The sequence below is a fragment of the Streptomyces sp. NPDC021012 genome (genome assembly GCF_044333355.1).
Lineage (GTDB): Bacteria > Actinomycetota > Actinomycetes > Streptomycetales > Streptomycetaceae > Streptomyces.
Map to the genome: position 1 here is coordinate 534,647 of NZ_JBIRQU010000002.1, position 13,677 is coordinate 548,323.

Genomic DNA, 13,677 nt, shown 5'->3' on the forward strand with positions numbered 1-13,677 from the left:
GGACGAATGAGGCAGACAGATGACAGGCGGAAACCGCAGCACGCACGCACATCGGTCGGCGGCACCTGAACGGCGCCGCGGACGCGGCCGGGGCGGACGTCTCCTCATGGCGGCGCTGGCGCTCCTCGTGCTGACGACGGCCGGGGCGGGCTGGGTCTATCTCAAGCTGAACGGCGACATCGCCACCTTCGGCGAGGAAGGCCTCTCCGACGACCGGCCCGCCTCCGCGGGCAAGGGACAGAACGTCCTGGTCATCGGCTCGGACGCGCGGACCGGTGGGAACAGCGAGCTCGGCGGCGGGGACGAGCACGACATCGGCCGCTCCGACACGGCCTTCCTCCTGCACGTGTACGCGGACCACGAGCACGCCGTCGCGGTGTCCTTCCCCCGCGACACCCTCGTGGACATCCCGCCCTGCCGGCTCCCCGACGGCACGTGGACCCGGCCGCGCAGCGACACCATGTTCAACTCGGCGTTCACCGTGGGCCAGACCGCCAAGGGAAACCCGGCGTGCACGCAGAACACCGTCGAGAAGCTGACCGGGCTGCGCGTCGACCACACCGTCGTCGTCGACTTCCGGGGCTTCGCCTCCCTGACGGACGTCGTCGACGGCGTACGGGTGTGCGTGCCCAACGACGTGTACCAGAAGGACCTCAACCCGAAGCGCGCGACCCGGGGCGAGCGCATCTTCGCCAAGGGCGAGCAGACCGTCTCCGGGCAGAAGGCCCTGGACTACGTGCGGCTGCGGCACGGGATCGGCGACAACTCCGACATCGGCCGCATCAAGCGCCAGCAGGCGTTCGTGGCGAGCCTGCTCAAGAAGGTCAAGGGCGAGGGGCTCACCCCGACCAGGCTGCTGCCCCTGGCGAACGCGGCGACCGCGTCCCTGACCGTGGACCCCGGCCTCGGATCCGCCGACAAGCTGATCTCGTTCGCGATGTCGCTCAAGGACGTCGACCTGCACAACACGAAGTTCATCACGATCCCCTGGCGCTACCAGGGGGCACGCGTGGCGGTCGTCGAGCCCGAGGCGGACGCCCTGTGGGCGGCCCTGAAGGCCGACCGCACCCTCGACGGCCAGAACACCGGCGGCAAGAACGGCGACGCCGGCCCCTCCCCCACGGCCAGTGCGTCCCCTTCACCCGTCTCCGGGGAGGGCATCTCCGTCGCCGTCTACAACGGCACCCGGACCCGTGGCCTGGCCGCCCGGGCGGCCGAGCGGCTGAGGGCCGCGGGGTTCACCGTCACCGGCACGGTCACGGCGGCCGCCCAGGACCACACCGCCACCGTGATCGAGTACGGCTCCGCCCAGAAGGAGCAGGCCGCGACGGTCGCCCGGCTCTTCCCCGCCGCCGAACTGCGTCCGGTGTCCGCCCCGGGCATCAGCGTCGTCCTCGGACGGTCCTACGCGGACAACCCCTCGGCCACCCCCGGCACCCCCGTGGCCGTGCCGACCAAGGACACCCGCTCCGCGGACGACGACCTCTGCTCCAACCTCTCCTACGGCTGAGACATCCGGAACCTGGCCGCCTTCAGCGCTGCCGCGTAGAGCGAGAGGACGGCGGCGAGCAGCAGGTAGTACAGCGGGGGCAGGGGGCTCATGGCGAGCATCGGGCCGAGCGGGGAGACGGGCAGCAGGACGCCGACCGCGGCGAGGGCGGCGGCCGCGTACCGGACGGGACCGGGCGCTCCGTCGCGTCCTCGGGCGCCGCGCAGCAGGAGCATCACCAGTGCCTGGGTGAGCAGGTTCTCGGTGAACCAGCCGGCGTGGAAGGCGTCCTGGGCGTCCGAAGCGGCCCGGGTGGTGAGGAGGAGCACCGCGAACGTGGCCACGTCGGCGACCGCGTTGAGCAGTCCGAAGCGGGTGAGGGAGCGCAGGAAGTCCCCGGGCCGCAGCCGGGTGGGGCGCCGGAGCGCGGCCGGGTCGGGGCGGTCGTAGGCGAAGGCGAGCTGGGCGGCGTCGAAGCACAGGTTCTGCACGAGCACCTGTGCGGGGAGCATCGGCAGGTACGGCAGGAGGAGCGCCGCGGCGAGCATGGCGATGACGTTGCCGAGGTTCGACGACAGGGTGAGGTGCAGATAGGTGGCGATGTTCCCGCCGCTGTGCCGGCCCGCGGTGATCGCGTCGTCGACCGCCGCGAGGTCCTTCTCGGCCAGGACGACGTCCGCGGTGTCCCTGACGACGGCGACCGCGCCCTTCGGGCAGATGCCCACGTCGGCCGCGCGCAGGGCCGGCACGTCGTTGACGCCGTCGCCGAGGAATCCGGTGACGTGTCCCCCGGCGCGCAGCGCGGTGACGACGCGGGCCTTGTGCTCGGGGGCGCAGCGCGCGAAGACGGTGGTGTGCCCGGCGGCCCGGGCCAGTTGGGTGTCGTCCAGGCGGTCGATGTCCTCGGAGGTGAGCACCGTGCCGGGGTCGAGTCCGAGTTCGCGGCAGGTGTGGGCGGCCGTGCCCGGGTGGTCGCCGGTCAGGATGCGGACGGCCACACCGCGGTCGGCGAGGCTGCCGAGGACCCGCGCCGCGGTGGGGGCGAGGGTGTCGCGCAGGACGACGAACCCGAGGAAGTCCAGTCCGCGTTCGTCGGCCGGGGTGTAGTCCCGGTGGCGGGCCGGGCGCTCGGCGAGGGCGACGGCGAGGAGGCGGGCGCCCGTGTCCGCCTCGCGGGCGGCCAGGGCGAGGAGGCGCCGCCGTTCGGCGTCGTCCACGGCGCACCGTTCGAGTACGTCCTCCACGGCGCCCTTGACGACCAGGGTGTGCGTGCCGAGGCGGCCGGGTCTGCGCACGACGGCGGTCGCCAGGCGTCGCCCTGGGTCGAAGGGCAGGGCCGCGACCCCGTCGCAGTCCAGCAGGTCGGCCTCGTCGACCTCGTCGAGGACCGCCTCGTCGAGGGCGTCGGGGGTGGGCAGCTCCGCGAGCTGGAGCGTCCACCAGGCGTTGACGGCCGCCCAGCGCAGTACCCGGGGCGCGTCCTGTCCGTGCGCGTCCATGGCCCGGGCGACGGCGGGCCGGTCCTGGGTGAGGGTGCCGGTCTTGTCCAGGCACAGGACGTCGGCGGCGCCGAGGTCGTGGAGCGCTGGCAGGCGTGTGACGATCACCTTGTGGTCGCGGGCGAGCCGTGCGGCCCCGCGGGCGAGGACGGTCGTGACGACGACGGGCAGCATCTCGGGGGTGAGGCCGACCGCCACGGCGACGGCGAAGGGGAGCGTCTCCAGTCCCCTCCCGTGCAGCGCCGCGCCCGCCATGAGCACCAGCGGCGGGGTCAGCAGCATGAACCGGATCAGCGTCCAGGAGATGCCGTGGACCGCCTGGTCGAAGGCGCTGCCCCGGCGCCGCTCGCTCGCCTTGTGGGCGGAGGCGAGGCGGGTGCGGGCTCCGGTGGCGACGACCACCGCGGTCGCGCTGCCGTACGCGACGCTGCTCCCGAGGAAGCACAGATGGGGCTGGGCGAGAGGCGCGGGGCGCGTGCCGTCGGGAGCGTCGAGGGGGTACTTCGCCACGGGCGCCGACTCCCCGGTGAGCGCCGCCTCCTGCAGGCGCAGGCCGGCGGCCCTCAGCAGCCGTACGTCGGCGGGGACCAGGTCTCCCGGCCCCAGCCGTATCACGTCGCCGGGCACCAGCTCGGTGGCGGGGACCTCCCGGGGCCGTGCCGCCGGTCCGTCGGTGTCGGGACGGCGCAGCACGGTCGCGGTCGTGGCCACCGATTCCCGCAGCGCCGCCATGGCGTGGTCGGCCCGGTGCTCGCCGGAGGAGCGCAGCAGGCAGCTGACCACGACCAGGAAGAGGATGACGCAGCCGGTGCCCCAGGCGGTGACGGCCACCGAGACCAGTCCGAGGCAGAGCAGGACCGCGGTGAACGGGTCGCGCAGGCTGCGCAGGAACCGCCGCGACCAGGGAACCGGCCGCCGGGCGGGCAGGACGTTCTCCCCGTACCGGGCGAGCCTCCGCTCCGCCTCGGCCTCCGTCAGACCGCGCGGTCCGCTGTCCAGCGCCCGCAGCACCTGGAGCGCGGTGAGCGGGCCCGGAGCCTCCTGGAGGAGGGGGCCGGGAGCGGTCCTCTCAGGCACGCGAGCCGCTGCGTCGTACGAGCGTCAGCGCCCTGTCGGTGCGGGCGGTGAGCTGGCCGACCATCACGCGGACGACGGTCACCACCTCGGGGTCGTCGACGAAGTAGACCTGCCGCCGCCCCTCGCGCCGGGACCGCACCAGACCCGCGAGCTTCAGCTTGGTCAGATGCTGGCTGACCGCCGGGAGCGCGCCGCCCACCCGCTCCGCGAGCCCGGTCACGTCGCTCTCGCCCTGGGCGAGCGCCCAGACGATGTGCAGCCGTGAGGGCGAGGAGAGGAGCCCGAAGGCGGCCGCGGCCTCGGCCAGTACCTCGGCAGGAGGGTCCGTGAAGTCACCCGCGTCTGCCGCCACCGTTGCTCTCCCGTTCCACGTACGCCCGAACGCCCCCCAGTCTAGAGGCGCCCCCGCCGACGCCCCCGTTCCTCATGACGGGCCCGTCGCCGGGGTGCGCGCCGTGGTCGACGCGGGGGAAGGGGCCGGCGTGGACGGCTCTTCCTCCTCGGCGAGCACGACGACGGCGTCCTCGGGTCCGAGGACCAGCGGGACGCTCCTCGGCGGGTTGAGGAAGATCCCGTAGCCGGGTGCTTCCTCGCCGTGCCGGGCCAGCCGGTAGCCGATCGCCGTCTCGCCCCGGCGCCGTGCCGCTTCCACGACGGTGGCGAAGTTCGCCCCGGCTCCGGGGACGAGGTAGTGGGAGGCGGGTTTGAGGTAGATCTCCGAGCCCTCCGGGTCGAAGAGGTCGGTGAACACCTCGTACAGGTCGCGGTTCTCCGTTAGCTGGGTGAGCAGGAGGCTGATCACCTTGGTGCTGACGATGAAGTCGTCGGCCTTGGTGACCTGGGCGACCTCGCGGTTGGCGTCGTCGTTCATCTCGGTGACGATCGAGTACGGGTCTCCGAGGCGTTCCTCTATGTCCCGCAGGTGGAGCAGTGTCACCAGGGTCCGGTCGTCGGCGGGCCCGGGGGCGATGGTGTCGTCCGAGAGGACGACGATGTGCTGGTAGCCGCCCAGGTCGAGGGATTCCAGCGAGGACCTGCGCGTCGGTTCGCAGTGCTTGAACCCCACGCGGAGGTTGGTCACCCTCTGGTTCAGGGCGGCGTCCGGCCGCCGTGGCGCGGCGATGTCGAGGGTGGAGCCGGGCTGGACGAAGCTGTCGAGGAGCCTGACGAGTTTCGTCGTGCGGGAGTTCTCTCCGATGAGCAGGGTCCGGTCGATCCGGGGCCGCTCGTCCGGGGCGGACGTGATGGCCGATTCGATGATCGGCGACGGGGTCCGTGCCGTCCGGATGAGGAGGTCGTCCTCGGCGAGCACGAGCAGTTGGTCGCCGGGCTCGACGACCGTGTCCATGGCGGGGTTGACCAGCACCCGGCCGTCGCTCCTGCGCAGCCCGGCCGGCGTCCCGGTCTCGAAGGCGTGGAGCGCCGCTCCGTACGTCGTCCCCGTGAGGGCGGGCTCCTCGCGCAGGTAGAACTCGTTGCCGACGAAGCTGAGCAGTTCGTCGAAGACGCCGGACAGGCCGGTCTGCCGGTGGGCCTGCGCCATGAGGCGTACGGCGATGTCCTCGGCGTCGATGACCAGGGCGCCCTCCCCCGCCGCCAGGCGGGCGGCCGCGAGGTTGTCCGAGTCGTGCACCGCGGCCACCACGTGGGGCCGGCGTCCCCGCCAGGTACGGCTGTGCAGCAGCAGGAGGACCTTGATGACGTCGACGTCCCTGTCGTCGCCGACCGGCGGCAGCACCATGATCGATTTCGCGGTGTCCGGGCTGACCAGCTCCAGGTCAGCCCGGACCAGGGGGTTGCCGGAGCGGCAGATGACGCGGGTGCTGCCCGTGTCGGGGATCCGCGTCCGGATCGCGTCCTCCATCGCGACCTTGTCGCGGTCGGCGAGGACGACCACGCAGGAGCGGCGTTCGCTCTGGTTCGCCTCGACGAGCTCCGCGATCACCGTGAAGACCTGGTCCGACCAGCCCAGGACGATCGTGTGCCCGCGCTCCATCAGCTGGGAGCGGCCCTTGCGCATCTCCTGGATCTTCTGGTTCAGGCCGGTGGTCAGGACACCGATGAGCGCGCTGACGATGAAGATGCCGCCGATCGTCACCATCAGCATCAGGCCGAGGAACACCGGGCCTCCGGTGTCCCCGCCCATGGTGCCCGGGTCGAGGGTGCGGAGCAGGCTCATCCAGGCCACGCCGAACCAGCCGCCGTTGTCCTCGGCGTCGGTGTCCGTGAACAGGACGACCAGGGTCGAAGCCGCCACGATGAGGAGCAGCGAGGCCAGGGCCAGCCAGCTGATCAGGGCCGGTGTCCCCCGGTCCATCGTGCCGTCGAACCAGTACCGGAACCGCGCCCGCAGCCTGTCACGCCACACCGAAGAGTCCCCCGTCCGCACCTGCGCCGCATCCCCGCGCGCCGGTGCGTCAGCCGCGGGTCTCGAAGCGTTCCGGAGCCGCGACGTCGGCACCGGCGTGATCAGCGACGATACCGACCATGATCGTCCACGGCACACCGGTGCGCCGCCGCCCCGGCGGGACCGGCCGGCCCGGCGTCCCGGCGAAGGTGCCGATCGTACGCTCGCGCGTCACTCGTCCTCGTCGCCGCCGTCGTACTCGTCCTCTTCGTCGTCGCCCTCGAAGAAGTCGCCGATCTCGTCGACGACTTCGGCCGCGACCATGCCGCCGACCACACCGACGGCGAGTCCGGCGGCGCCGGCCGCGATCGCGGTGCCCGTTCCGGGGCCCGAGCCGTGCCCGTGGTCGTGGTCGTCGTGGTGGCCGTACTCGTCCTTGTGGGCATGACCGCCGTACGGGGCGCGGTGCTCGACGAGTTGCCGGATCCAGCCGTCGACCTCGGCGTTCCAGTCGACCCGGTCGACGTCGTGGTGGCCGACGGTGAACCGGGTGAGCTCGTCACGGCCTTCCGAGAGGGGACCACCGCGCTTGTCGGCCTCCAGGACGACCTCGATCCCGGTCGGACCGGCCAGGAACGTCACCTCGACCTCGCTGACCCGGTGGGCGTACCGAGGTGCCGGGACGAGCTCGATCTCCTGGTAGAAGGGCAGTTGCTGCCCGGTGCCCCCGACGCGGCCCAGTTCGAGGTCGGCGGACCCGAAGCCGAAGCCGAGTTGACCGAACGCCTCCAGGACCGCTTCCTGGGCGGGCAACGGGCGGACCGCGAGCGGGTCGAGGTCGCCCTTGTCCCGCGCGCCGGCGACGCCCAGCTCGGTGCGGACGCCGAGCACGATGCCGAGGTCCTGGCCGTACAGCTCGGTGATCGGCGTCTCCCACGGCACCGGGAAGGAGAACGGCACGCTGTACCGCTCGTGCGCGGCCAGGCGGAAGTTCCCACCCACCACGTGCCGGTGGAAGACCACCGCGCCCTCGGACTCCCCGTCGTCGTGCTCCGCCTCGACGCGGGCCAGGAGCTCCAGGGTGAGGCGCTCGACGGTGAAGTCGGCGTCGCCGCCCCGCAGATGGACCTGCCCGCCGAGAACACCGCCCGGCGTCACGGCACCCGGGTCGAGCACCGTGTCCACGGCGGGGCCACCCACGCCGAGCGAGCCGAGCAGACGCTTGAACACCATGGGGCGTCCTCTCCTTCACATCTCGATCTTCTACATGCATGTAGAAGCATAGGGGTGGAACGCACCGCGGAAGGACGGGAACCGGACGTCCTCCCCGTCCGACTCCTTCACCGCACCGGCACGGCAGCGGCGAAAGGCAGAGGATGGGCGGACTGGACATACGCATGCGCGGAGTCGTCTGTCGGCACGGCCGCACCGAGGCCGTGGCGGGGGTCGACCTGGAGATCGCCGCCGGTGAGCGGATCGCGCTGACCGGGACGAACGGATCCGGGAAGACGACGCTGCTGCGCGCGGTCCTCGGACTGCACCGGCGGGCGAGCGGCACCATCGAGGTCGGCGGGCGCGGCGCGCGCTCCGCCGCCGAGTGGGCCTGGCGGCGGAGGTCGTGCGCCTGGATCCCGCAGAAGCCCGCGGCCGGACGGTTCCCGCTCCGCGGGGACGAGCTCCTGGCGAGCGGCGGGGCGCCGGCCGAGGCCGCGGAGGCCGCGGCACGGCTCGGGGTCGGCTCCCTGGCCGCGCGGCCCGTGGACACCTTGTCCGGCGGGCAGTTGCAGCGCATGTACCTGGCGCGGGCGATCGGCTGCGTCGCGGCGGGCGCGCGGGTGCTCCTCGCCGACGAGCCGACCGCCGCCCTCGACTTCGAGGGACAGGAGGAGGCGGCCGACGTGCTGACCGCGCTGCCGGTCACGCTCGTGGTCGTCACCCACGACCGGGCCCTGGCGCGGCGGTGCGACCGGGTCCTGGAGATGGCCGCGGGCCGCCTGCGGGAGGTCCGGTGAGCACGCTCGCGGCCGCCGATCTCGGCGCCGTGCTCCAGCTCGTGCCCGTCCAGCGGGCAGGAGCGGCCCTGCTGCTCGCGGCCGTCGGGCTGCCGGTGATCGGAGTGGTGATCGTCGGACTCGACATCATGCCGGTGCGGTTCGCGATGATGCACGTGGCGCTGCTCGGCATCGCCGTCGGCCTGCTGACCGGGCTCGACCCGATGCTGTGCGCCCTCGCGGCCTGCGCCCTGTCGGGGGCGGGCATCGCCCCGCTGGCGCGCACACCGGCCGGACTGTCCGGGGCGATGGGCCTGTTGATGAGCCTGGCCATCGCCGCCGCGCTCCTCCTCCTCGCGGTCTCCGGCGTCAACGCCTCGGGGGCCTTCGCCCTCCTCTGGGGGTCGATCCTCTCGGTCGGCACCCCCGACCTCGTGGTCCTCGGCGCGCTCGCCGCGGCCGTGCCGGCGCTGCTCTGGTGGCGGCGCCGCGAGGTGGGGCTGCTGCTGTACGACCGTGAGCTCGCCCAGTGCTCGGGCGTGCCCGTACGCCTCCTCACCACCGCGCTGCTCGTCCTCGTCGCCGTCGCGGTCGCCGGGGCCATCAAGCTGACCGGCGCGCTCCTCGTCGACGCCCTGACCCTGCTGCCGGCCCTGGCCGCCCGCCGCCTCGGCCGCTCGCTGCGGTCGATCACCCTGTGGGCGGTCGGCATCGGCGTCACCGTCAACGCGACGGGTTTCCTCCTGGCCCTGTGGCTGGACTGGCCCCCGGGCCCGGTCCTCGTCCTGACGGCGGGGGCCGTGGTCCTCGCCGCACATCTCGTCCCCGAACGGAGAACCAGCTCATGGCGCGCACCCGCGTCCGTCACGCCCGCATCGCTTCCCTCCTCGCACTGAGCGCGGCCCCGCCGCTGCTCACCGGGTGCGGCGGGGACGCCGCCCCCTCGGACACCGCCGAGCACGGGAACCACCGGCCGGTGGTCGTCGTGACGACCACCTGGGAGGGCGCCTTCGCCAAGGCGGCCGGGGCCGAGGACATCACGGTGATCGTGCCCCGGTCCGTGCACCACGCCCCCGACTACGACCCGAAGCCGTCGGACCTGGCCGCCGTCGCGAAGGCCGACTTCGTGCTGTACGCGCCGTTCGAGCCGTACGCCGCGAAGATCAAGGAGGCGGCGGGCTCGAAGGCGAGGCTCGTCGAGGTGAACCTCGACAACGACCCGGCGAAGGCCGGTGCCGAAGTGACCCGTCTGGGCGGCCTGTTCGGCACGAAGGACGCCGCCGCCCGGTGGAAGGCCCGGCTCGACGGCGAGGTCACGAAGCTGAACGGCGAGCTCAGGGCCGCCTGGCCGGGCGGGAAGAGCCCGGCCGTCGTCACCCAGGTCTTCAGCGCCTGGGCGGCCGGCCTCGCGGGCGCCACGCCGGTGGGCACGTACGGCCCCGAACCGGTCACGCCCGCCCAGCTCGCCGCGCTCTCGGCGAAGAAGCCCGCGTTCGTCCTCGACAACGCCCACATGTCGACGGGCACGGTGCTGCCCGACTCGGGCGCCGAGCAGGTCGAGATCGTCAACTACCCGGGCGAGGACCTGGATCTCCTCGCCGTGTACCGCGACGCGGCGGCCGGGCTGAAGAAGGCCATGGGCTGAGACCGGGCGGACCACGCGCGGGAGGGGAGGGGCGCCGCCGGGGCGCCCCTCCCCTCCCGTCCGCCGTCACGCCTCGACGAGGGCGGTTCCCCGCTCGGCGATCCGGCGCCGCAGCGCGGCGCGGTCGGGCTTTCCGGCGGCGGTGAGCGGCAGTTCGGACAGCACGAGCAGGTGCTCGGGGTGCTTGTGCCGGTCGAGTCCGCGCTCCTCCAGGTGGGCGCCGAGCTCCGCGAGCGTCGGGGCCTCCGCGCCCCTGCCCACCAGGCAGGCGGCGAGCCGCTCCCCCATCAGCGGGTCCGGCACCCCGACGCAGACGACGTCCCGCACCCGGGGATGGGAGACGAGTTCCCGCTCGACCTCGGCGGGGCTGATGTTGGCGCCGCCGCGTATCACGATGTCCTTCAGCCGCCCGACGACATGGAGGACCCCCTCCTCGTCGAGGAAGCCGAGGTCGCCCGTCCGGACCCAGCCGTCCGGAGTGCGGTAGCGGGCGTCGAGGTCCGGGGAGGCCACGTAGCGGAGGGGGGTCATCGGTCCGCGCGAGACGATCTCCCCGATCCGCCCCTCGGGCAGCGGTTCACACGTGTCGGGGTCGGCGATGCGGATCTCGGCGACCCGGGGGTCGGGACGGCCCGCGACGACCCCGGAGCGGTCGGTGGGCGGCACGGAACCCCCGAGTCCCGTATGGCAGTTGACGCCGTCCGCCGACCCGTAGAGGTTGACGACCGGACAGCCGAACGCCTCGGCCGCCGCCGTCGCGGTGGCTTCGTCGAGGGGCGCGCCGCCCAGGACGAGCGCGGTGGGGGCGGGCAGCGGGCCGTCCGCCTTCTCCAGGGCCTCCAGCATCATCCGGATCATGGTGGGCACGCCGAGGACATGGGTGGGCGCGTGCTCCCGTACGGCGGCGAGCGCGGCCTCGGGCGTGAAGTGGTCAAGCAGGACGAGGGTTCCGCCGTGCCGCGCGAGCGTGACGGCCGTGCCGTTCGACCCGAAGGCCGAGCCGAGCGGGACGAGGAACAGACAGCGGGGCGGGGTGCCGTCGGGCATGAGGGAGGCGAGGAAGTTGCCGCGCCCGCCGGCCAGGGCGTTGTGCGAGTACGCCACCATCTTCGGCTCCGCCTCCGACCCGGACGAGACCAGGATGCGCGCGGCGGTGTCGGGGTCGGGGCGGGCCGGGACGAACCCGGCGGGGTCGGTGCGCGTCAACCGGGCCAGCGGAATCGTTCCTTCGGGCGCGGTGCCGCGGCCCGCGGCGATCACGTGGCGCAGGGCGGGCAGCCCTGGGGCGAGGGTCCGGAGGTCGGCCGCGTGGTGCTGCCCGCGGTGTTCGGTCACGGCGATGACGGCCACCGCCTCCGCGCGGCGCAGCAGGCACTCGGCCTCCACGGCGCCGCGCCCGACGGGGAAGGGGAGGGCGACGGCGCCCAGCGCGGCGAGCGCCAGTTCCGCGACGACGGCGTGGCGGTCGTTGGGGAGCTGGACCGCGACGACGTCCCCGGCGCCGATGCCGAGACCGCGCAGGCCCCCGGCCAGACAGCGGACCTTGCGGTCGAGCGCGGTGTAGCAGAGCGCGCCCTTGGCGTCGATCACGGCGGTGCGGTGCAGGTCGGCTATCTGTCTCGCCCGGTAGAGGCTGTAGAGGTCGAGGTCGGGACAGGTGCCGTCCACCACCCAGGAGCGGCGGAGTCCGGCGGGCAGCAGGTCGGTCAGGGTGACGGTCACGCGAGGCTCCAGGGGTCGGGAACGGCGGGGGCGCCGTGCGCGTCCCGGCCGATCGGGCCGGACAGGCGCGGGTCGTGGTGGAGCGCGGCCAGATCGGTGGTGACGGCGGTGGCCGCCAGGCCGTGGCCGCGCAGCTGGTCCAGGGCGTCCCCGGTGCACAGGCCCGAGACGTCGTACGCCGTGGCGGCCGGCGCGCAGGTGTCGCTGGGGGCGATCCAGCCGTCGGAGGTCCTGAGCGGGTGCCGGAACCCGGCGGGGCGCCGGGGGTCGGCGCCGGAGGCGGCCCGTCGCAGGGCGGGGGCGAGGAGGGTGTCGGCCGCTCCGAGCAGCGAGGACTCGACCCGTACCGCCCGGCCCGTGCGCTCGCGCAGGAGCAGGCCCGCGAGGACGGCCTCCGTTCCGTGCAGGCCGCCCAGGACGTCGAGGAGCGTCATCAGGGACGGTACGGGCGGTTCGCCGGCCGGGTGGACGGCCTCTCCGGCGCCCGTGCGGGCCTGCGCCATGAAGTCGGTGCCCATGGGGGCGTCGGCGAGCCGGCCGGCCCAGCCTCCGGTGTAGGCGTGGACGAGGGACGGGTTGACGGCGGTCAGGTGCTCGGCGTCGAGTTCGAGCGCGGCGGCCCTGCCCGGGGCCCAGTTGTGGACGAACACGTCCGCGCCGGCCACGAGTTCGCGCAGTCGGCTCCGGTCGCCGGGCGCCTTGATGTCGATCTCGACGGCCTCCTTGCCCCGGTTGAGGGCGAGCCAGCGGGCGGAGGTCCCGCCGCAGGCCGGCGGCATGCCCCGGAGCGGGTCGCCGCCCGGCGGCTCGATCCGGACCACGCGGGCGCCGAGCAGGCCCAGCAGGTGCGCGGCCAGCGGCGCCTGGATGCGGCGGCCCGCCTCCAGGACGGTCAGTCCGGCCAGCGGCCGGTCCGCCGTGACGACCGCCATGGCGGCGGTCGTCACGGTCGCCGGGCGGCCCCGGTCCAGCGCGCGCAGGGTCCAGGGATCGGCGCCGTCGTCCTCTGCCGCGCGCTCGGCGAGCGTACGGAGACGGCACACCTCGGCTCCCGACAGCGCGGCGGCCTGCCGGATCCGTGCCCAGGCGTGGCGGCGGGTCACCTCGTGCAGGCCGGCGGGGAGGGGCGCGCAGGCGGTGGCGTACCGGAACTGGAAGGGCCGCCAGCCCGCCCGTATCGCGTCGGCGGGGGCCTCCAGGGCGCGCCAGAACTCCGCCCAGGCCCCCGGGTCGAGCGTCTCCAGCTCGAACAGGACGCCGTCGGCGGAGGTGAACGGCGGTCCCCCGGGGGCGGGGTCGACGGCTTCCGGCTCGTCGGCGCCGGCGGCGGCGACGTACTGGGACACGGCGAGCAGCCCGGCCCGGTCGGCCGTCGTGGACACGCGGGCCGCCGGACCGCCCCGGGCCTGCCCGACGAGCCCGGCGAGCAGGCCCTGGACGGCGAGGACGCCGGTGGCGGTGGCCAGGTAGTCGACGCCGAGGCCGCGCGGGGCCCCGTGGCGGCGGCCGTGGACGGCCATGACGCCGGTGGCGGCCTGGGCGGTGGCCTCGTCCTCGACTCCGGAACCGGCCGGTCCCCAGGTGGTACGGGCCGTGACGGGTGCGAACCCGCCGCCGCCGAGCGCGATGTCCTCCCGGCCCTCGTCGCGCACCACCGCCGCCCCGAGTCTCCCCAGATGGTCGGAGACGACGCGGGTCAGGGCCTCGGGGCCGCCGATGTCGCAGCGCAGTGCGTCGAGCGGACGGTCTGGTCCGAGCGGACGGCGGACCGCCGCGGTGCGCGCGGTCGCTGATGACGCCATGGCTCTCCTCTCCTGGCGCGGCGGTGGTGACCGCCGCGCGGGGACTTCACGGTCGCGGGAACTGGGGAGCCGGTACGCCCGACCCCTTCCACGGGCAGGCAGTCG

At 74.2% G+C, this 13,677-nt stretch carries 11 protein-coding genes; 4 read left to right on the top strand and 7 right to left on the bottom strand.

Translation table 11 applies throughout. The annotated features are described in order from the left end of the window. The first annotated feature begins 19 nt into the window (after positions 1–19). The gene (locus ACH4TP_RS07785) at positions 20–1,510 is read left to right on the top strand and encodes an LCP family protein (protein WP_398179394.1); all 1,491 of its coding nucleotides are present in this window, start codon (positions 20–22) and stop codon (positions 1,508–1,510) included. Here ACH4TP_RS07785 and mgtA read toward each other — a convergent pair. The 5 genes from mgtA to ACH4TP_RS07810 all read right to left on the bottom strand — a co-directional run bounded on the left by mgtA (position 1,501) and on the right by ACH4TP_RS07810 (position 7,645). Next, positions 1,501–4,065, bottom strand: coding sequence for a magnesium-translocating P-type ATPase (gene mgtA / locus ACH4TP_RS07790; protein WP_398436389.1), 2,565 nt, complete (start codon positions 4,063–4,065; stop codon positions 1,501–1,503). The two genes, ACH4TP_RS07785 and mgtA, sit on opposite strands and share 10 nt — an antisense overlap. Continuing rightward, positions 4,058–4,417 carry an ArsR/SmtB family transcription factor gene (locus tag ACH4TP_RS07795; RefSeq protein WP_389224881.1) on the bottom strand — a complete coding sequence of 120 codons (360 nt, stop codon included), beginning with the start codon at positions 4,415–4,417 and terminating at the stop codon, positions 4,058–4,060. Before ACH4TP_RS07795 ends, mgtA begins: the two co-directional genes overlap by 8 nt. A gap of 72 nt (positions 4,418–4,489) precedes the next feature. Continuing rightward, positions 4,490–6,433, bottom strand: a complete 1,944-nt coding sequence (locus ACH4TP_RS07800) for a potassium transporter TrkA (protein ID WP_398436391.1) — start codon at positions 6,431–6,433, stop codon at positions 4,490–4,492. Positions 6,434–6,482: 49 nt separating this feature from the next. Then, positions 6,483–6,647 carry a hypothetical protein gene (locus tag ACH4TP_RS07805; protein WP_389224877.1) on the bottom strand — a complete coding sequence of 55 codons (165 nt, stop codon included), beginning with the start codon at positions 6,645–6,647 and terminating at the stop codon, positions 6,483–6,485. Further along, a complete protein-coding gene (locus ACH4TP_RS07810) occupies positions 6,644–7,645 on the bottom strand; it encodes a sporulation protein (protein WP_398436393.1) in 1,002 nt (333 codons plus the stop codon). Before ACH4TP_RS07810 ends, ACH4TP_RS07805 begins: the two co-directional genes overlap by 4 nt. 143 nt (positions 7,646–7,788) lie before the next feature. Between ACH4TP_RS07810 and ACH4TP_RS07815 the strand changes: the two genes are divergently transcribed. Genes ACH4TP_RS07815 through ACH4TP_RS07825 form a run of 3 tightly spaced genes read left to right on the top strand, consistent with a single transcriptional unit; the run spans position 7,789 to position 10,048 of the window. Beyond that, a complete protein-coding gene (locus tag ACH4TP_RS07815; RefSeq protein WP_389224873.1) occupies positions 7,789–8,424 on the top strand; it encodes a metal ABC transporter ATP-binding protein in 636 nt (211 codons plus the stop codon). After that, a complete protein-coding gene (locus tag ACH4TP_RS07820) occupies positions 8,421–9,299 on the top strand; it encodes a metal ABC transporter permease (protein ID WP_398436395.1) in 879 nt (292 codons plus the stop codon). The genes ACH4TP_RS07815 and ACH4TP_RS07820 overlap by 4 nt, the downstream gene beginning before the upstream one ends. Continuing rightward, the gene (locus ACH4TP_RS07825; protein ID WP_398436397.1) at positions 9,248–10,048 is read left to right on the top strand and encodes an ABC transporter substrate-binding protein; all 801 of its coding nucleotides are present in this window, start codon (positions 9,248–9,250) and stop codon (positions 10,046–10,048) included. Before ACH4TP_RS07820 ends, ACH4TP_RS07825 begins: the two co-directional genes overlap by 52 nt. Positions 10,049–10,114: 66 nt before the next feature. Here the strand turns inward: ACH4TP_RS07825 and ACH4TP_RS07830 are convergent, their stop codons facing one another. Together ACH4TP_RS07830 and ACH4TP_RS07835 are read right to left on the bottom strand one after the other, a co-directional pair. Continuing rightward, the gene (locus tag ACH4TP_RS07830) at positions 10,115–11,770 is read right to left on the bottom strand and encodes a class I adenylate-forming enzyme family protein (protein WP_398436399.1); all 1,656 of its coding nucleotides are present in this window, start codon (positions 11,768–11,770) and stop codon (positions 10,115–10,117) included. Further along, positions 11,767–13,572, bottom strand: a complete 1,806-nt coding sequence (locus tag ACH4TP_RS07835) for a CoA transferase (RefSeq protein WP_398436401.1) — start codon at positions 13,570–13,572, stop codon at positions 11,767–11,769. Before ACH4TP_RS07835 ends, ACH4TP_RS07830 begins: the two co-directional genes overlap by 4 nt. Positions 13,573–13,677: the final 105 nt, after the last annotated feature.